The 18,759-nt window shown below is 51.3% G+C and carries 20 protein-coding genes; 15 read left to right on the top strand and 5 right to left on the bottom strand.

Annotation, left to right across the window (positions count from 1 at the left end; translation table 11 throughout):
• Positions 1-92 precede the first annotated feature (92 nt).
• The gene (locus tag ACOAP0_RS19795) at positions 93-3,008 is read left to right on the top strand and encodes a Tn3-like element IS1071 family transposase (RefSeq protein ID WP_003049965.1); all 2,916 of its coding nucleotides are present in this window, start codon (positions 93-95) and stop codon (positions 3,006-3,008) included.
• Between the two features lie 261 nt (positions 3,009-3,269).
• Here ACOAP0_RS19795 and ACOAP0_RS19790 read toward each other — a convergent pair whose 3' ends face one another.
• The 5 genes from ACOAP0_RS19790 to ACOAP0_RS19770 form a co-directional block, all read right to left on the bottom strand.
• Positions 3,270-3,839, bottom strand: coding sequence for an Xre family toxin-antitoxin system antitoxin (locus tag ACOAP0_RS19790; protein ID WP_498374706.1), 570 nt, complete (start codon positions 3,837-3,839; stop codon positions 3,270-3,272).
• 1,081 nt (positions 3,840-4,920) lie between these two features.
• The gene (locus ACOAP0_RS19785) at positions 4,921-5,916 is read right to left on the bottom strand and encodes a replication protein RepA (protein WP_498374707.1); all 996 of its coding nucleotides are present in this window, start codon (positions 5,914-5,916) and stop codon (positions 4,921-4,923) included.
• A gap of 106 nt (positions 5,917-6,022) precedes the next feature.
• The gene (locus ACOAP0_RS19780) at positions 6,023-7,063 is read right to left on the bottom strand and encodes a ParB/RepB/Spo0J family partition protein (protein WP_498374708.1); all 1,041 of its coding nucleotides are present in this window, start codon (positions 7,061-7,063) and stop codon (positions 6,023-6,025) included.
• A gap of 14 nt (positions 7,064-7,077) precedes the next feature.
• A complete protein-coding gene (locus ACOAP0_RS19775; protein WP_498374709.1) occupies positions 7,078-8,148 on the bottom strand; it encodes a ParA family protein in 1,071 nt (356 codons plus the stop codon).
• A 232-nt stretch (positions 8,149-8,380) separates the two neighbouring features.
• Entirely contained in the window at positions 8,381-9,577 is a 1,197-nt protein-coding gene (locus ACOAP0_RS19770) for a DUF1173 family protein (protein ID WP_498374710.1), read from the bottom strand.
• A gap of 518 nt (positions 9,578-10,095) precedes the next feature.
• Between ACOAP0_RS19770 and ACOAP0_RS19765 the strand changes: the two genes are divergently transcribed.
• The 14 genes from ACOAP0_RS19765 to ACOAP0_RS19700 all read left to right on the top strand — a co-directional run bounded on the left by ACOAP0_RS19765 (position 10,096) and on the right by ACOAP0_RS19700 (position 18,750).
• The gene (locus ACOAP0_RS19765; RefSeq protein ID WP_498374711.1) at positions 10,096-10,350 is read left to right on the top strand and encodes a hypothetical protein; all 255 of its coding nucleotides are present in this window, start codon (positions 10,096-10,098) and stop codon (positions 10,348-10,350) included.
• Between the two features lie 47 nt (positions 10,351-10,397).
• Entirely contained in the window at positions 10,398-11,162 is a 765-nt protein-coding gene (locus tag ACOAP0_RS19760; protein ID WP_498374712.1) for a DsbC family protein, read from the top strand.
• On the top strand, positions 11,159-11,611 hold the full coding sequence (locus ACOAP0_RS19755; protein WP_498374713.1) for a lytic transglycosylase domain-containing protein: 453 nt from the start codon (positions 11,159-11,161) through the stop codon (positions 11,609-11,611). The genes ACOAP0_RS19760 and ACOAP0_RS19755 overlap by 4 nt, the downstream gene beginning before the upstream one ends.
• Positions 11,608-12,318, top strand: coding sequence for a conjugal transfer protein (locus ACOAP0_RS19750; RefSeq protein ID WP_498374714.1), 711 nt, complete (start codon positions 11,608-11,610; stop codon positions 12,316-12,318). Before ACOAP0_RS19755 ends, ACOAP0_RS19750 begins: the two co-directional genes overlap by 4 nt.
• Positions 12,315-12,668, top strand: coding sequence for a TraU family protein (locus ACOAP0_RS19745; RefSeq protein ID WP_498374715.1), 354 nt, complete (start codon positions 12,315-12,317; stop codon positions 12,666-12,668). The genes ACOAP0_RS19750 and ACOAP0_RS19745 overlap by 4 nt, the downstream gene beginning before the upstream one ends.
• Before the next feature lie 4 nt (positions 12,669-12,672).
• Entirely contained in the window at positions 12,673-13,344 is a 672-nt protein-coding gene (locus ACOAP0_RS19740) for a TraU family protein (RefSeq protein WP_498374716.1), read from the top strand.
• 2 nt (positions 13,345-13,346) lie between these two features.
• Entirely contained in the window at positions 13,347-13,889 is a 543-nt protein-coding gene (locus ACOAP0_RS19735; RefSeq protein WP_498374717.1) for a TrbC family F-type conjugative pilus assembly protein, read from the top strand.
• 77 nt (positions 13,890-13,966) lie between these two features.
• Positions 13,967-14,479 (top strand): hypothetical protein, encoded by a 513-nt coding sequence (locus tag ACOAP0_RS19730; protein WP_498374718.1) that lies wholly within the window; start codon positions 13,967-13,969, stop codon positions 14,477-14,479.
• Entirely contained in the window at positions 14,476-14,823 is a 348-nt protein-coding gene (locus ACOAP0_RS19725; protein ID WP_498374719.1) for a hypothetical protein, read from the top strand. The genes ACOAP0_RS19730 and ACOAP0_RS19725 overlap by 4 nt, the downstream gene beginning before the upstream one ends.
• Positions 14,810-15,409 (top strand): TraE/TraK family type IV conjugative transfer system protein, encoded by a 600-nt coding sequence (locus ACOAP0_RS19720; RefSeq protein ID WP_498374720.1) that lies wholly within the window; start codon positions 14,810-14,812, stop codon positions 15,407-15,409. Before ACOAP0_RS19725 ends, ACOAP0_RS19720 begins: the two co-directional genes overlap by 14 nt.
• Entirely contained in the window at positions 15,406-16,317 is a 912-nt protein-coding gene (locus ACOAP0_RS19715) for a hypothetical protein (RefSeq protein ID WP_498374721.1), read from the top strand. The genes ACOAP0_RS19720 and ACOAP0_RS19715 overlap by 4 nt, the downstream gene beginning before the upstream one ends.
• Positions 16,304-17,671 carry a TrbI/VirB10 family protein gene (locus ACOAP0_RS19710; RefSeq protein ID WP_498374722.1) on the top strand — a complete coding sequence of 456 codons (1,368 nt, stop codon included), beginning with the start codon at positions 16,304-16,306 and terminating at the stop codon, positions 17,669-17,671. Before ACOAP0_RS19715 ends, ACOAP0_RS19710 begins: the two co-directional genes overlap by 14 nt.
• The gene (locus ACOAP0_RS19705; RefSeq protein ID WP_498374723.1) at positions 17,668-18,342 is read left to right on the top strand and encodes a hypothetical protein; all 675 of its coding nucleotides are present in this window, start codon (positions 17,668-17,670) and stop codon (positions 18,340-18,342) included. Before ACOAP0_RS19710 ends, ACOAP0_RS19705 begins: the two co-directional genes overlap by 4 nt.
• Positions 18,343-18,366: 24 nt before the next feature.
• On the top strand, positions 18,367-18,750 hold the full coding sequence (locus tag ACOAP0_RS19700; protein WP_498374724.1) for a hypothetical protein: 384 nt from the start codon (positions 18,367-18,369) through the stop codon (positions 18,748-18,750).
• Positions 18,751-18,759: the final 9 nt, after the last annotated feature.

Genomic DNA, 18,759 nt, shown 5'->3' with positions numbered 1-18,759 from the left:
CGCGGGGGTGGTCTGGGTAGACCGTTGATTTCATTGACTTTCCTGTTCGCTTTGTAAACGGGTATGGTGGCCTCCCACTTTTGAGGTTCACGATGCAGGGTTGGCACACAACGTTTTTGGGGATGCGTGGGCTCCCCCGCGATATCAGCGACTTCGAGATGAAGGCATTTTTCACCTTCGATGGTGCCGAGCGCGACGCAATCAATGCACGCCGAGGTGATTCCCACAAGCTTGGTCTGGCGCTCCATATTGGTTTCCTGCGCATGAGTGGGCGTTTGCTCGGTGCCTTTCGGGTAATTCCAGTAGCCTTGTGGCGCCACCTTGGCAACGAGCTTGGCATTGCAGCACCAGAAGTCGCCTCGCTGAGAGCCATGTATGAACGCGGGCGCACGCTATTCGATCACCAACAAGTAGCCTGCACGGTCCTTGGATTCCAGTGGATGAGCGAGCACCAGCGCCGCTCACTGGTACGTGAACTGCGCGACGAAGTGGCGCGCTGCGCCGACCGCGATCAGCTACTCGTGCGGGCGCGTCAATGGCTGTACAAGAACAAGCTGGTGATCGTGCACGAGCGGGCAATTCGGACACTGATTGCGGCGGCACTTGCCCAGCTTGAAGTTGAAACAGGCACCGCCATCGCCGCCAGCGTTGATCCAGCAACACTTGATCGCTGGCGAGCCTCAGTTTCAGAGCTGCGCCCAGATGGACAAACCCAGCAGAGTTGGCTATGGGCTGCACCGGCGAAACACTCAACCCGCCAAATCAGCGAGGTACTGGAGCGCATCGACCTGCTTTACACGCTGGACGTTCATAAGCACCTGGCAGACATCCCCGATCTCATCTTGCGCCGCTACGCGCGCCGACTTGTCTCCAGGCCGCCCTCAGCCGGAGCCAAGATCAAAGAGCCAGCGCGCACCGTGGAGGTCGCATGCTTTCTTCGGTATTGCCTGTTCACCACCACAGACCAGTTGATCCTTATGGTGCAGCGCCGGATCGCCGATCTGTGGCGTCAGGCTGCCGCCGATGTCCCCGCTACCGTCAATTGGGCCGCAATGTACAAAACGCTGCTCGGCGAACTTGTTGCCTTGAGCGCGCAAGGTGCGGTGCCAGATGCTGAGTTGCGTGCCCGTCTTGAAGCCTTGATCACCGAAACCCAGAAACGCAAACCACCGAGCAGGGCCTCCCTGGTCCGCGAGGGATTGATTGATGGAATTCGCCCCGTGCGGTCGTTGCTCGTCGCCATTGCAAAGCTGCCCTGGCAGGCCACCGGCGAGCATCCTGCCATCGAGTACCTTGCCAAGCTGCAAGCTTTATATCTCAAAGGATCCAGAAAGCTGCCAGTTGAAGTGGTGGCACCAAGTCTGGGAATGATCTGGCAGGTTTCGATCTCCAGCCCAGACCGGGAACGGGCGTTTCAGGCGTTGGAGGTGGCCACCCTGTTTGCCCTGCGCCGCGCGGTGCGCAATGGCTCGGTCTGGATTGAGCACAGCCTGAGCTTTCGGGGTCGTGCGCGCTTGTTCTTCACGGACGAGCGTTGGCAGGCAGAGTCCAAGAAACACTATGCCCGTCTATCGTTACCCAGCAAGGCTGCCACTTTCTTGAAGCCTTTGCTGGCCAGAGTAACTGCCGGTGTCGATGCGGTGGCCGCTGCAGCCCGCAGTGGCGTACTGCGCGTGGATGATGAACTCCATTTGTCGCCATTGCCCGCAGAGGACGAAGACCCAGAAGTGACCAAGCTGCGCGCGGCTTTGGATCACCGCATCGGTGAGGTTCAATTGCCGGAAGTGATTCTGGCCGTTGACGCCCAGGTGCGCTTTAGCTGGATCATGCTCGGACGTGAGCCGCGCTCTACCGACGAGCTGCTGATGGTCTATGCCGGCATCATGGCCCACGGCACCAGTCTGACTGCGGTCGAATGCGCGCGCATGATTCCGCAATTGTCTGCCACCAGCATTCGCCAGGCCATGCGCTGGGCGCGGGACGAACGGCGTCTGAGCCAGGCCTGCCAGGCTGTGCTGGAATTCATGCAGCGACACCCGATTGCCGCCACCTGGGGGCGGTCCGATTTGGCATCTTCTGACATGATGAGCATGGAGACCACCAAACGGGTGTGGCAAGCCCGGCTTGATCCTCGGCGCAACACACCTTCCATTGGAATCTACTCCCATGTAAAAGACCGGTGGGGCATCTTCCATGCGCAGCCCTTTGTGCTCAATGAGCGCCAGGCGGGCGTGGCCATTGAAGGTGTCATCCGCCAAGAAAAGCTGGAGACCAGCCAGCTTGCTGTGGATACCCATGGCTACACCGACTTTGCCATGTCACATGCCCGTTTGCTTGGTTTTGATCTTTGCCCGCGGTTGAAGGAACTCAAACAGCGCCACCTCTTTGTGCCACGCGGCACCAAAGTGCCCGCAGAAATCGCTGCGGTGTGCGAAGCCAATGTCGACGTCGCTTTGATCGAAAAGCATTGGGATAGTCTGGTGCACCTGGCAGCCTCGGTCATGAGCGGACATGCCAGTGCGGTGGCAGCTCTTGCGCGGTTCGGTTCTGCCGCCCAGGGCGATCCAATCTATGAGGCTGGCGTGCAATTGGGGCGGTTGCTGCGTACGGCGTTTTTGGCTGACTACTTTGTCAAGGACGCTTTCAGGAACGAGTTGCGCCGGGTGCTCAATCGGGGCGAGGCTGTTAACGCCCTCAAGCGCGCCATTTATACCGGCCGGATCAGCCCGGCGCAGGCCAAACGTGTCGATGAAATGCAGGCTGTGGCCGATGCGTTGAGCCTGATGGCCAACATCGTGATGGCGTGGAATACCTCACAGATGCAGGCGGTCCTGGATCGCTGGTCGAACCGCCGCCAGGTCATTCCACCGGAACTGATCGGGAAGATTGCGCCCACCAGGCTGGAGAGCATCAACTTGCGGGGTGTGTTTCGCTTCCCGGTTGACCGCTATGCTGACCAAATCCTGCCTTCGCGGCCAAATGCATCGATAACTGGCACCAATGGATGAAACCGACCACGGTTTGACGCCACGAATCGCAGATTTGAAAGTGAACAGGAAAGTCAATGAAATCAACGATCTACCAACACCACCTCCGCGCCAGTGCTAGCTTTTCGTACCGTCACTTATTGCACTGAAAACGAGGAGACCCCAAAAATGCACCGATGCCTTGATCCCAGACGCTCAGGTGTGCCTCTTTCTCCAGCCTCCAGACAACTAGCTTTGAGGTGTTGAACTTCGCAGATGCCTGGATACCAGCAGGCAAGACGTTCAAGAGTAAACCCCGTAATCGATTCGCTGCAACAAGGTTTTGACGGCTGCGATGCCTGGCGGCGTAGTGAGCAAATCGATTGGGCGGCTATTCTCCAAGGCGACAGCAGGTCGCAAAAGCCAAGCCTGTGCCTCTTTATCGCTACCAAGTACGTTTTCCGCAAGCTCTGCTATTTCCATGAGTGCAAGAGCAGATCCAGAGTGCGCAAGGCTAAGCTTGTCCGTGGCATTACGCCCAATGGTCTTAGAGCTGATGCCAATGGCCTTCAGTAGGTCATTACTGGGTATGTTCTCCAGTCTTTTAACCAACATCATGAGCTCAGAAGTCTTTACTCCAGAGGACACCAGTCGATGTTTTGCGACATCACTCACGTCCGAAAAGTGCGAATCAAAAGCCCTTACAGTTACCCGTTTATCGAGCACCTCTTTGATAACAAGCCCTTTGAGACTTTTGACCTGAAACACGGAAGTTCCAACGGGAGCCATTTTCTTTGCAACCCGCAACCCGGTAGTTGGACGCCGAATTGAAGCTTTCTTTGCGACTAGCTTTTCAGGGTGTGTGATCTTCATAGGGAACTCCGCGACACGTGTCCATTAATTCTAAGACATTTGTCCATAAGAGTCGATCCTTTTCCTTTAGCACTGCTGGCTAGGTACACTGAAGAAACCAATTAAACGAATGCTACGCAAGAAGGCGGGGATGATGAATTCCCTTAACTTTGAGTTTTCGGGGATCGGGCAACTTTATCTAACTTGAGCCAGACTTTAACTGTGTCATGGTTCCCTCTACCCCGAATGCGGCCGAAAAGCGGCCAAATCAGTCCACCAAGGCAATTTGGACGGTAGGTCGAAGGGCATGGGGCGGGTTATGGATCACACATGCCTAGCGTCGTTTACCGCATCTAGCCGCACCATGGATGCCACCTGCTCTTTTGGTTAACTTTGGGGGGTGCCGCGCAAGGGCTTTGCCCGCCAGCGTGGGGGGCGTAGCCCCCGGGGGGCCGGGGGGCCGCAGGCCCCGCCGTGCTGGGAGCTGCTCGCAGCGGCGCGTGAGCGCGGGGGATTTGCATTGCCCCCTATGGGGGCCATTTATCGTATGCGTGAGCGGTTACGCCACGCGGGGGGACAGTGCGTAAGCACTCTTCCCTTCCCCCCTTTGGGGGGACTATTTATATGTATCTCGCGCTTTGCGCGCAGGGCCTAACTTTATCCACTTAATTCACAGAAAGACAAGGTCAAAGACAGGTATATACCAGGTAGAAATACAGAAAATACAGGGTTAAAGTAGATTGGGAGAAAAATCCTTTATGAATCATAGACTTAGCGAACAAATGACGGATTTTTGCGGGAGTTCATCTGCGCGATTCGGGAGTTCATCTGCGCGATTTCGGGAGTTCATCTGCGCGATTTCGGGAGTTCATCTGCGTGGATAACTCAATCGATTAACAGGTTTATCACCAGCCGATTTGCATTCTTGCGGGAGTTCATCTGCGCGATTTCGGGAGTTCATCTGCGCGCATAAGAGCTGACAAGCTAATAAGACGGAGCAGCTGTCGGGAGTTCATCTGCGTGAAAAACGATGAAGTCACCAATGATCACTAACGATTGAATTTCTGGGAGTTCATCTGCGAACTACACTCATAACGAGTAGTCACAGCAGGTCTAGTTGCCGAGGGATATGTGTAGGCGATGGCAAAAGCACAAGACCTTTCGCCGTCGAATCTTCATCGACGCGAAGCGCAGGATAGACAATCCGGACAAGCTCGAGATTCTTCAAGAAAGCCTTCTTAAAGTCTCGCAGACCTTGATCCGTGAAAGGCAAACCTGATCCAAACTGAGCCTGCAGCGCTTGCCACGGAATGGGGCGCGTAGCTTTCCTCACATAACTCGCCCGATATGTAGCCCACGCATAAATATCCATCGCCATGGGTGCATCGGATAGAACGCGATACGCTCGCAAGTCTATCGGCACCGGACTGTTAATGCATTCATGATAAAAAGACTCCGTTAGTTCAACCGTCGAGTGCCATTTCCCTGCGTTTTCGTGAGGAGCTTTCCATATCGTACTTTCCGCGTCATCTAATGTGTCGCCTTGTTCTAGGGAGTCCAAACGTCGCATATCTCCTTCATCAAGTTTGCCTCGCAAAGCCAAAGATATGTTTTCAAAAGAGAATCCGCGTCCTGGCTCTCTGCTCTGCTGAATAATCGTCACGTTTGAAGTAAACAAACGCTTCATCTGCTCACTGAGAAGCGTACCCGTTCCTCTTTTGCCCCCTGTATGGCTGACATTTGCAGTATTTCTCAAGAACGTGGCAAGTGTGTCACCTAGTTCTATCACCCTTGATTTCTTCTGCACAGTCTCCGTAACTAGATAAGACATCATCAAGCGAGGATACTTGCCGTACGGCACACCAGCTGGAGAAAGCATCGTCATGGTCATGTCGCCATTCTTACGCTCAAAAACCTTTGTCTTCGGATCTTTGTACGGCATCGTTGCATTCACCAAAGCACGCGTCATGAAGCCGACCGAGCCCGCCCTTCTTGCATCTTCTGATTCGATTGCGAAGGCTTCGTCAATGACGTTGCGCACCCATTCCGGCATTTCGTCACGACCGTAATCCAAGCGCACCAATTTTTCCGTTGCCATCTCGATCCCTTACTAGAATGCCTCTTTAGTCATTGTGCGGCATAAACATTAATATCGCTGCCATTACTTCCACCAATACGAAAAGGGGGTTGGACCGTCCAACCCCTCACTCTACATCAGCATTTTTCTCTGTGCGACCAAGGAAACCGGTAATCAGTTCCTGCACTTCATTAAATCTCGATGGATCTACATTTTCCACAGTAATGACTGCAGACCGCTTACTACGATTGAACTGGATTTCACCATATTGACCGCCCTTCCCTTTCAATGAAACCTTCTTCACTTTCGGAGTAGCAACTACACTTCCAACTTTGCTTTCCAGCAAGCGAGTTACGACGTCTTTTGCAGACAGGCTCTGACCCTCGGCTTTAATTTCCCTTGCTCGCAAAAGAACTCCTTCAGGGTCCTTTTCAATCGCATCTTTCAAAGGTTTAGAGAATCTGAATTGAATATCCAAAGGGCTGCTAAATGCGCCTACAACATCGCTAGGCAATCTCGCTAGTGCAATAGCTTTCCCAATGTGTCCAACATCCATGTTGATACTGTCAGCAAGTTTTCTCGCCGATAGAAACAAACCATCGTCCAGCGCTCTTGCATACGAAACACCCTGCTCCCAAGCCGACAAGTCTTTTCGACCTCGATTCTCGCGCTCCATCTCTATAAACAGAGTGGCATCATCCATAGAGGATACAAATGCGGTCACCTGTAGACCGAGCTGCAGACAGGCGGCATGTCGCCGATGGCCAAAGACCAACTCATAGTCATAGCCATCTATAGTGTGGGCCATTTTTCGCAGCTTCACCGGTACTGTGTTGCCGCCTGCCGAAGCAATTTCATCCTTAAATGCCTCGAACTCTATCCCGCCAAAATTTTCCATGATTCGATTGGCGTAACGACTGGCCCGGATTCTTCTAGGGTCTACGAGGACCGGTTCTGCGCTATCAACATTAACCGGCAGGAGAGGGGGGTTGGACTGTCCAACCCCCCCACTCTCAGCTCGCGCTAACATCTCCTCGACGCTGATGTTGTTTGCAGTGGAAGCTGCTTCATTCAATCGCATATTGAGAGCAGGCCTTGTTGCTGCAGCCTCCTGAATCTGTTTTGTAAGGGTTGCAAGCATTGCCGTCTCTCCCATTTGTTTACTCATAAAGGTCCTTTAAATTAAAGAAGTTTCATACGTTCCGCAATGATCCGTGTCGCCTTTCGAACATCGTCCGCAGCAGGTGAGGTGGGCCTTGATAGGAGCAAAGGCATTTTTGGCTCATCATCTAGCGCCCTGGGGAAATCTTCACTTCTTCGCACAGTTTGACCAATCAGCGCATCTTTGTATCTATTGGCAATGGTCGCGATATGCACACTGGATCTGACCCGCTGAGAGTCATGCGCATTACCGAGAATCATGAGTTCTGGACACCTGCCATAACTCTCATTCATATCTTTCAATACAAACGATAAGTACGACAGAGCCTTCGTACTGAAGTGTTCAAAATTTACTGGACTTATCACGCAATCGCTTCCCAGCAGCGCAGCACGAGTAAGCCGGTTCTTTGACGGAGGACAGTCAAAGAGAATTACGTCGTATCCAGAAAGATCACACCCACTGTCCCTTCCGCTGCGTCCTTCTACGATCCACTTAGTCAAGACAAGATCCGACTGCTGCCCCTGTAAAGTCGCTGCGAGTAGCTTGTAGTCCACCATGTCTAACAAAATATCAGCTGGTATCAAATGGGGGCCATGCTCTCCGAAGGGCTTCTTGATAACCTTTTCCAAAGGCTGCTTGTTGTCACTGCCTGGCAACAAGTTCCCAAGGTGATGTTCGACGACCACAGACGGAGACTGGCCCAGCTCAGCCGCCTCATCGGAAGTCATCTCACTGTCGTAACCATAAGACAAGGTCAACGAACCCTGAAAGTCCAAATCAATCACAAGGACCTTCATTCCCATTAAACCCAAAGCAACGGCGAGATTGCCACTCATCGTTGTCTTACCAATACCACCCTTCGGCCCCCATACCGCAGCCGAGACTTTTTTCAAAGGGGAGGGCGCCAGTTTGTTGTTCATTCTCCAGCGCGCAATAGAAAATAAATCGGCAGGATGAAAGATTCGAGCCATTGAGGCACCAACCAGTTTCCTGTCGATCTTGATTCCAGCGTCATCCGCGTTACGGCGCAGCGTGTCTACCGTAACTGAAAGTGCCGCTGCAGCTGCAGCTGCTCTGTAGTTTATGCTCATGGTTAAATCACCTTTTCTATGGAAAAGTCATTTTATCAATAAAACAATTTGGTGCAAGCCAAAAACCTGCTTAACAGCATTTTGGCTTGCACCAAACCCCGCAACTAACGCGTGTTTCCACTTTCAGTATTTGCGCAGCCAACAAGCGCTTGTGGAACGGACACCAGTCATGAAGTGCCATTTACTTCAGCGTTGTCAGACGTACAGCGTTGAGTACTTCTTGTTCATAGCACTACTTTGATGAAGTAGCCGCTGCTGGCAGCACTGGCATTACGGCACCGACTTGCCATATCCAGTGTTGGATGGCGTCATTTTGGGTCAACGAATCAAGCTCAGCCATATATTCAGCCGACGTGTCACCAGGCAACACATACAAAGCTGTTGGCTTCTCCTCGGTGTCATGCAACACCCCAAAACTCATTGGTTTTTTGTGAGGAAGGTTATAGCGGAGCGACTTTACAAACCTTCGCGCGCGCAGCAGATCCAATAGCTCTGCTTCACGCATGTGTTCGAAAGGAATCCAGTTTTCATTCACAAGCATGAGCGAGTGCTGTTCGATTGTTGCCAAGCCTGAGGAATCAATACCAAAAGTGCAGATGCAAATCATGTGCGCGTCAGCCCTAGAGTCCCACAACGAATAGAGATTTTTGAACCTCTTGCGTGACGCTTCGCATGACTTGGTGTCAATCATGAATGGCAATTCAGGTAGGTGTTTAAAGACGAATTTCGATCCATAGCGTGCAGATTGAATGTCTTTCAACTCTGCGATTAGCACCATCAGCTGACGGCGACCGTTATCAATTTTTGTGAGCGGCACGATTCGGGCTTTTCGCGCCTGAATGATGACGTCTTTCTTTTCGCTGTCCCAGGGCTCGGGAATAAAAATCTGCGCGGCCAAATCCTGGCCTTTCGTGTACTTGGCCGCTACCGCAGCGGTCAAATATTTAAAGATCGTTCCCCAACCCCTTTTGCCTTGCATGTTGGGCGTCCACTTTGTGAACTCTGCCTCATCCCAAAGGTAATGCAGTAAGCCCAAGATCGAAAGACGTTGTGTTTCATTTTTCACAACATCGGACGGTTCACCTGCAGAGACTGGGGGAGGGCGGTTACCAACTTTAGTGAGTGCAAAGGCAAGGCTTAACGTGGTAGTCCCGTCGTCTGCGTTTTCCTTAATTGCATGCCCCAAGACTTCACCCAACCCAGACAAATCGCGTGGTGGTTCGTAGGAATCGCAAGACGCTGTGTGATTGCCTCCACCATCGGGCATGCGCCGGAGTCCATATAAGCCATCGCGTTTCACGATCACCATGGCTACACCCTCAGGGACGCATAAACATAGGGGGCGCATTTTGCCTCCGTACATCGTTGCCAACTGAATCTGCATACGTGGGTCGCTACCGCATAACGTCAGATCAAGGCACTTGTACATAGCTCTCTCCCACGAAAAATTGCAGGCTATTGGGTCAAAATGACATTGCAAACAATGTATAACTATATTACAGTTTCAATAAATGAAAAATTTTAATGTTAGATCACTAACGTTGCTGTGGGGTAACGTTTTACTTCAGGTGTTTGATGGCCTGCTCACGACCTTATGCCTCGATCACGGTCTTCACGAGAGCAATCGGCTATTGAGACTTGTTGCTAGTGCTTTCCCAAGCGAGGGCGCAATTTATTTTTCTGTTTGGGTTGGCAAACTTGTTGCAATTGCAGCTTTAGTTTGGTGGTGGAACGTGCTGAGTCGACGTGCTGCTGCACACAGGCACCAGAACGCTCTTTATGCATGCATGGCGATTGTGATGTTCGTGATAGTAGCTCGCAATGTATATATTTTTAACAGCTAAATAATTGCAAAAGAAGAGCATTTAATGAACATTCGCTTCCGAACATCGGTACACACGTTCTTAAGGCAGTCCTGCGCACCATTGATTCTTAGAATCAATGGATATGGAAGATGCGCTGATTTCACTCAACAATTTGCGGTTGGCAGCGCACGCGAAAGCCATCAAACTGGTAGTTATCGAGCGCGTGGGAGATCGGCACGTTTTGAAAGCCCAACTTCAGGCTATCGACCATCTGTTCACAGTGAAGGGCACTCGTGGCGGGGTACGCACCTGGAAGTCTGTCGACAAGCTCTTGGTAACATTAGCTACTCTTTGGCACGGCGAGTCAGAGAAACCCTGCATCGAACTGCGCTTGTAGGACATTCTTTAACAGCGACTTTGTGTCGCTCCCAGAGCGTCCCATTGATGTTGCTGGCAACGGTCGCAAACTCTTATGTTTTTGCACAAGAACCGCCCTCAGCTCGAGGGCAAACGTCACCAATCTCCGCAGAAGAAGTAAGGACGGCTTTAGTACAGAAGTTCCCCGCGACTGCAGGCTCCCGGGTGACGCCAGCATTCTTCAATTTCTACCGTGTAACCAAAGGCAACGAAGTAGGGTTCGTCAGTGATGACTTACGCTATTTAATTCGCGGAGAAGTTTTCGACTTGGCAAGCGGTATTTCCTTAAATCCGGCACCAGATAAAGCGGTGCAACCAGAGCAGGCCATAACAAAGATTGATATCAATCGCCTTCCGCTGGCAGATGCAATTCGAATCGGCTCGGGCAAGAAAAAACTCTTTGTCTTTTCAGATCCGGATTGCCCGTACTGCAAAAAGTTTGAACTAACGCTAGCCGCACTAAAAGATGTTAGCGTGTTCGTATTCCAGTTTCCCCTTGAGCAAATTCATCCCAATGCGAGAAAAGTCAGCACAGATATTTGGTGTCGCCCGGAAGCGCTGAGGGGTTCTGTGTGGCGAAACTACCTGGTCTCGGGCATATACCCCAAAGTCTCCACGGCCAAGGACTGTCAAACACCCATAGACAGGAATTTACAACTCGGTTCCAGCCTTGGTATCAGAGGTACTCCTGCTGTAATTTTTGAAGACGGCAGTTTGCAAATGGGCGCAATGGACGTCGCAAGAACACAATATTTCCTCGACCGTGCTACTAGTCAAGAGGGTGGTAAGTGAAGCGTCTGGTCGTCAGCGTTTTTTTGGTCATGAGTACCAGCTGCTACGCAATGTGTTTCGAGGAGGCTGCGCGAGAACAAGGGCTTCCCGAAGACATCCTCAGGGCAGTGGCATATGTCGAATCGCGTGGCTGCAAAAACCTGAACCACCAAAAAAACAGGGACGGCTCGCTTGACTACGGGTGCATGGGGATAAATTCGTCAAACATGCCCACACTGACCCGTTTTGGCCTCACCGAGAAGATTCTCGTCACAGATCATTGCGCCAACATACGTGCCGGCGCTTGGATATTGGCCGGCATGGTGGGCTTATTCGGTCCGACATGGCGCGCTGTCGGGGCTTATGGTGTCGGCATCGCGAGAACAAACGCTGCAGAACAAGCCAGACGCGTTTATGCCAAAAAGGTTTTCGAGGCACAAAACATCCTCAAGATTAGGGCGCCTCAATGATTTCCCGCTCTGCGAACACTATCGGAGTTTTTTCGGTGTTCAAGGTTGCGCTCATTGGATTTGGCGTGGCTCTGTCATCGACCTGGACTGTTGCAGAAAATCTCGGGCAAAGGGGTGATGTATCAATGCCCGATCGTGACGGGCGTGAACAACTCAAAGATCGTGCAAGGCAGATTCCGAAAGCACAGCTGGATCGCTTTTGGCAAGACTACAGAAACAAAACAGTTGACGCCATCATCAACCCAAAATCCCTAGGTATCCGTACAGACTTAAGTGTGCGAGAGGTTCAAGTCGTACCAACTTTTCGCATGCCATTTGACGCCATTGACAGTCAAGGCAAGGTTGTGGCCAAGCGTGGCTCAGAAATCCGGCCCTTGGATATCAATCCCTTGGTGTGGGGCCTCATTTTTATTGATGGCCAAGATCCGGAACAGGTCCGTTATGCAGTGGAGCAGGGTAGGCGCAAACGCTTGAAGATCGTTCTGACCGCAGGGTCGCCATATAAGCTGCGCCAACAATACAAAAACGCCCCCTGGGTAGGAAACACGTCATCCGTGCCGTTTTATTTTGATCAAAAAAAAATGATCATCACGCAACTGCAAAAACTCTACGGCATTGATATCAATAGCGTCCCTGCGCAGCTTCAAATGGTAAGACAGGGCAGGATTAACGCGTTGCGTGTTGTGTTTGGTAAGGAGAAATCTTGAGAACCATTCATAAACTTAAGAAGACTCTCATATTTGTATTTGGCACATTCGTCTTCATCGTGGCGACCGCGCAGTCGCTGTGCCAAGGCTCTTTCCCGAATCCAATCACCGACGTGTGCTGGGATTGTTTTTTTCCCGCAAAAATTGCGGGTGTTGGTATTAATTTCGAAATTCAGGGTGATGACTACGACTCTAACACCACGGGGTTGCTTTGTCTTTGCGCACAGTCACTCCAAGCTGGAGTAAGTACCAGCTATTGGGAGCCACGCTACATGGCGGATATGACAAACATTCCTGGATGCATGCCAATGCTTGGTGGTGTAGATATAACCCCCCCCGTACAACTCTAGCGAAATGGGTGGCACAAGCCAGCCTTTAGCTTTGATTGATACAAACAACCGTGGCAGCTTTCAACATGTGAATCTCTACGTCAATCCTATCGCCACTGCGTTGGGGATTATTAACAACTCTCCCTGCCTTGATAGTCGTGCTTTTGACACACCGTATGTTAGTTGGGCTGATCCGACATGGGCTGATGACGCGCTTTCGTTAATGCTCACCCCTTACGCATACGCGTTTGCAAACCTGGCAAGTGTTGCCGCTGAAGGCGTGGACGGTATTGCGGCTACCAGTGGCCTTCCTTTGCCGCAGTTGTTTTGGGTTGCGGGTTCATGGGGTCCCATGTACCCCTTGACGGGCAATGTGGCAGTGGCAACTACTCCCGAGCAGGTAAGCCATCTTCTTATCACCAGGGCACTCGCAAAAATGCATGCGGCCGGCGTGCAATTTACATCTGCAGGGTCCGATGCTATGGCGACCTGCGGTCCCTATGGAGTGCCGGAATTAATCATGGATAAGCGCCAGTACAAAAGCAACCGTACTTTCCCATTTCCCGATAACACCTGCACTCCCATTGGACGTCCTCTGGCGTTTCAAGAATCAGGTGCAGCACGCCCGAATGACAAAGATTACGGGTACTTCATTTTTCAGAAAAAGGATTGTTGCACTCCTGTCGTCGGGTTTTAAACATGATTCCCATAATTCGCAATGCTATTTTGAGTGTTTGTTTTCCACTGATTTACAACGCGTCTGCGTCCGCGCAGATGTTTGATTCGATGACGGCAAAACCGGTGTTGTATGTGATGGTGAGCACCAGCATGCCTGAGAGTGTTCTCAATGGCATCGTCTTGGATGCATCACATTCAGGTGGCTCTGTAGTTTTGGTCTTGCGCGGGTTTCCTGTCACTACAGGCCAAAGATTTGATGGATCTATGGGCCAAGCCAGCAATTGGGTCAGTCGGGTAAATAACCAGTGCTGCTCTCATCAAAAGGGGGGCACCGCCTCGTGGATGGTCGATCCAAAGCTTTTTGACAAATATGGTGTTCAAAACACGCCAACATTTGTGTTGGTACATCCTGCGCTGGGCTCTGGTGATGGCAGCTTTACCAAGGTTTCTGGCAATGACTACAGCCTGGGTGACGCGTTGAAGACCATGGCAAAGGTCAGTCAAGTTCCCCGGCTACGGCAAGCGGCCGCACAGGTTTACAACAGGACATTTGCGCGTGACTAAGGTGACGCGTGGGAAGTTTTCCTCATAAAAGCGAAAAATAAATCAATGTTATTATGTATTGTGATATAAATAGAAACATGCGATCCACACTCTGTAAAACCCTATTAGCCGCTCTATTTGGTTGGTCACAGGCGATGGCGCAAAACATCACATTTTTACCAATGCAAAAGCGCGCTGATAGCCTGTCGGTAGTGATCTTTCAATCCAATGGTGAATGGGTCTATTCAAGCAAAGAGGTGCAGCTACCCAAGAACGGTAAACCGAGCTTGCTCGGCGCACCCAAACGCGAAAGCTATGACCTGCTGACAGCCCAAGAGCAAGACGGGCTATCCCGTTTTGTTGCAGACCAACAAGCAGACCTAGCGCGCATAAAAAAGCGACTAAGTGAAGAGCAAGTCGTTGCTACGACACTGCCTGCGAAAGCCCACGTAATCCATCCAACGCGTGGCCACAGCATTAGTCAGCCTTTGCGCTTGGCTTGGCCACTGGTAGTTATACAAAGCCCAAACACAGTGTGCGTGCCTCAATTGGAATGGGCCAAGTCCGCGAGTTGGCAAGATCATTTGACGTGTGCGGAGGTGCCGCAATGAGCCTTCGAAGGGAACCGTTTTACCAAATCCCGGAGTACCCGGATGCAGATCCGCTGGTGCTTGGAGCGCAGCTCCGAGATATCTATCTTTTCCTGTTTTGCCTTGTCGTAGGTCTGGTTCTCTTGTTGGCGGACCAGACTCTGGCAGGCCTTGCTTTCTGGGTTGTTGGCTATTGGGTTAATAAATATTGGATTAAGTTCAAACGCGCCCAGCTGGGTGATTTAACGAACGTGCTTTTTTTCCGGTTGGGTCTCAAGCAGTTCTCAAAAGCGTTTACTCGGCCTTGGCAGTTATTCATAACCGACACGCCTGTTCGCGCTGAAGGAGTAAATGTTGAAAATTAGTGAACGATCTCAGTCGCTAAAAGACAAAGACCGCACTATAGGATTCCTCGCATTGGCACTTTCTCTGCTCGGCGCGGTTCTTGTGGGTCTCATTGTGTACATGCACCTTTATGGCGTCATCGTTATTCAACGAACTCCTGGCATACCATCTGAGTCGGTCATTGAGCGATCAACGCTAGATATGAAGTCGCAAAAAGCGGTGCTCGCGGCCACTTCCAACGCTATTGGCAGCATTAACCCACAAAATGCAGAGTATGTAAAAGCGCTCGCTCAGGTTTTCTTCGCCCCAGAGATATACACCCAATTAACAGGTGAAATTAATAGTCTGGTTCAAAAGATGGTTGCCGAGCGTGAGACCGGTAGTCACTACTTTGTCCTTATTAGCTCAAACTACAACCCACAAGAAAACCGTCACTATCTTTTCGGGGAATATCACACAGTAAATGCAGCGAAGGACACTTCGCAAACCTACGTATTTGAATATCAGCTTCGAATGGAACAATATCGCCCTGTGATAGTGGATTACAAGTTTTATCCTTCTGATACAGCTCCAACCATGAAATATACAGATAAGGAGCAGAGATGAAAACCACTATGATAAATGGATTTCAGAGAATGGCACTGAAGGGGATTCAGTGGGTGTTTGTCATTGTCATTTATGGCCGGGCGATTGCAGATGGTATGCCTCCTCAAAAAGACGTTCCGGCACAAATAGACGAAAACCCCACCAAGGGTAAAACAGCATTCAAAGAGGCATCGTACTACCGTGACACCCCAGCGCCCGCCATTGATCTTCCGGGGGTGATGCGAATTGATGGGATTGATCCTGCCGCATTGGATTTTACAAAGACACGTGTAGTCACTATGCGTCAGTCAGTGGAGCCGGTTTTTGTATCGCTAAATGATCCCAACACCATTATTTTGCCGTTTGCAAATCCTGGCGCGCAGCACTACTCGACATTTGACGTCAGAAAAGACGCAAGCAACCTCGTGTTTGTTTTTACGAAGAGTCAGGAGCCGGGAACTGTTTTTTTCTATCCACCTGACCGCTCGACGGTATTTGGGCTCCAGCTCATTCCCAAAGATATTCCGGCGCAAATGATCATCGTTAAGAACGAGGAAAAGACAGTTCTGGCGGGCTCATCAGTAGATGGCAACACCTATAACGCAAAATTTCAACGTCTATTTGAAACTGTTGCTACTGGGGGCACACCCCCGGGATTTGCCGCCTATCAAATCGAAACCGGCGCTATTCTTTTGGCCAAGGGCGCCTTGATTGAGCGGGTGCGGCGTTATTCCAGTCGCGAAATGGAAATCCACGCGTATGTGGTTGGCAATCCAACAGATCGTCGTATTTCACTGCTAGCACAAAGTTTTGATGGTCCTAACGTTTTGGGCGTCTCGCTTACCCCATCCGGAGAAATTGACCCCGGCAGTAAAGTCACTGTCGTTGTGATCTCCACCAGAGGGGAGGGTGGTTATGTCGGACGTTGATCGCGACGCGAACGCCCTGGGCGAGGCCGGGATACCGCAAGGAAAAATTCGGAGCATCCTGAAGACGTTTTGGGACGATCTGGTCGCGTTACCCTTACCCTTCAAAATCTTGGTGATCTTCATTGTGGCTGCTGGCGTTAGCGCATCCGCTTATGTGATGTTTATTGGAATGTTGGCGAAGCAAGCATCTCCCTCAGCCGAGATCAGAGACATCACGCGCAAGGCCAAGAGTGATCAACAGCAAGGGCGGCCGTCTCCTTACTACGAGCCGAATTTGCCGGTGAGCAATCGAAATCAAGGCCTCGAAGAAGTGCTTGCTAAGTTTGAGACGCTGAACCAACGTCTTGATCAAATGGAACGCAATCAGTCACTCGCTTCAACAAGGTCGGCACCAGGCACGCCTGGTGCTGCACAAGATGTTAGTTCTCAGGACCAAGCCTCCAAAATCGATCTGGATAAGCCAATACGGTCGACCCCGACTTATTCGATTCCAGCTCGTAATCCAACAGCAAACGCACCTACAGCTGATTCAACACAATCCGTGGCCACACTCAACTTGGATCAGGCTGCGGCAACCGCTCCAGCGGTACCGGCGCAGCCAGTCAAGGAGCCTGTTTCTAGCCCGCCCATCCCAGAGACTCCAACGAAGAAAAAAACTAGAGTTATGAGTGTGGCTCGCTACAGCGCAGTAGAAAGCGTCATATTGGTTGGTTTTTTTGCAAGAAGTGCGGCGTCACCCAATGCGGCTGGTGCTGCAGATAGTGGGAGTGGCACTTCAACCAATGCTGCTTTAGGGGTGGGCGCCCGATTCGTTGCACTGATTAAGGGTGATTTGATGATGCCCAATGGCTTTCGTTCCGGCGCACTGGACTCTTGCTTTGTTGGCGGTTCAGCCATTGGTAGCTTGAGCGATTCACGGGCCAAAGCAATTGCTGAGGCCATCTCCTGCATCAGCCCTGACGGACAAATCACGGACATACCTGTCAAGGGTTACGTTCAGGATGCGGATGGCACTAACGGTATTGCTGGCAACCTCGTCAACAAGCAAGGGCCAATTGTGATGCGCTCGGCTCTTGCTGGGCTGGCGTCGGGTATCGGGCAAGCAATTTCGCCCTATCAAGTTCCAGGGCTCAATTCAACAGCTGGCGGCATTGCGTTCCCAAGCGTCAGTGAAATTGCCCGTACCGCAGCCGGACAAGGTATTTCAAACGCGTCAAGTCAACTTGCAGCGTTCTACCTTTCCTATGCCAAGGAAACATTACCTGGCGTGGAAGTAACAGCTGGGTCGCGCGTTACTTGGGTGTTTACTGAACCCTTTGACATTGAACTTCCAGCTTCGGGAGCCAAGAAATGAAACTCATCCACATAGTCTTGTTGTGCGCTGGCAGTACTTTCCTGAGTGCATGTAATTTTGCGCCAGTAGGAAAAAGTAACTTTGATTGCAATCGACAGGAAGACGCCAATTCGCCCTACTGCAGAAGTTTTAAGGCTGTTTTGGTGGGAGCCAATCCGCCGCTCGCACCAACCCGGTTTGATCTCAGGGCGAACCAACAGGAGTACGAGCGCATGGCTGGCATTGCTCCCATAAGCGAACAATCAGGAATGCCTTTGCAGGGCACTACAAAAGACGCTATTGTTTTACCTCATCTCAGTTCTGGACCGTCATTAGTCAGTAGCAGCACAAGGCACATGCCAGTTCGCCAAGCGCCAACCCTCCAGCGTGCTTGGATTAAGCGCCATGTAGAGGGCGACACCCTTGTGGATGACACCGAAATTACCTGGGAGACCTCACCATCGCGCTGGGTCGGCTTACCTAGTGTCACCACTACTCAAGGTTCGCAAACCACAGGGCAAATCATTCCTTTCAGAGCAGACAAAAGTATCGTCGCGCCTGGACTTGCATCGCAAGTCATCAATGACAGCAATGGCTACACGCCTCCTCAAACTCAAGAATTCAGACAACCTGGTGTTGTCGATTCCGCCGCGCCGCCTGCGGTTAAAGGCAGCTTGCCCCTTCCTCAGTAATCAACATACGAAAGTGTCACAACCATGAAATACGCACCCACTGAAAATACTAGCCAAGGCAACGTTTTGGCGATCGGTATTGTCGTTACCCTTGGAATACTCGCGCTGGCAGCAGCGGTAAACGGAGGTACAGCTCTTTCAAGTTCCGCCTGGGCCGATTCCATCATTACATGGATCAAAACCAACTTTTTGGCCTCCACCTTTCTCATCATGCTGGCCACCATCATGACCGTGGTCGGTGTTTCCCAAATGGTAAAGGGTGGGAACTATGGTTGGCTCTTGCTCGGCCTTGGTGTCATTGTCGTCGCAGTGTTGGCGCCCTCATGGTGGACTACCGTTTCGACATCTGTTCCGACCGAGCAACAGATGCTAAGTATTGATCTATCTAGATTCGTTCAAAAACGCTAAACGCGCCGA

Source organism: Curvibacter sp. Hmag1.1 (genome assembly GCF_059769165.1).
Note: the sequence above shows the minus strand (reverse complement) of the source record. Positions and strands in the feature narration are given on the sequence as shown.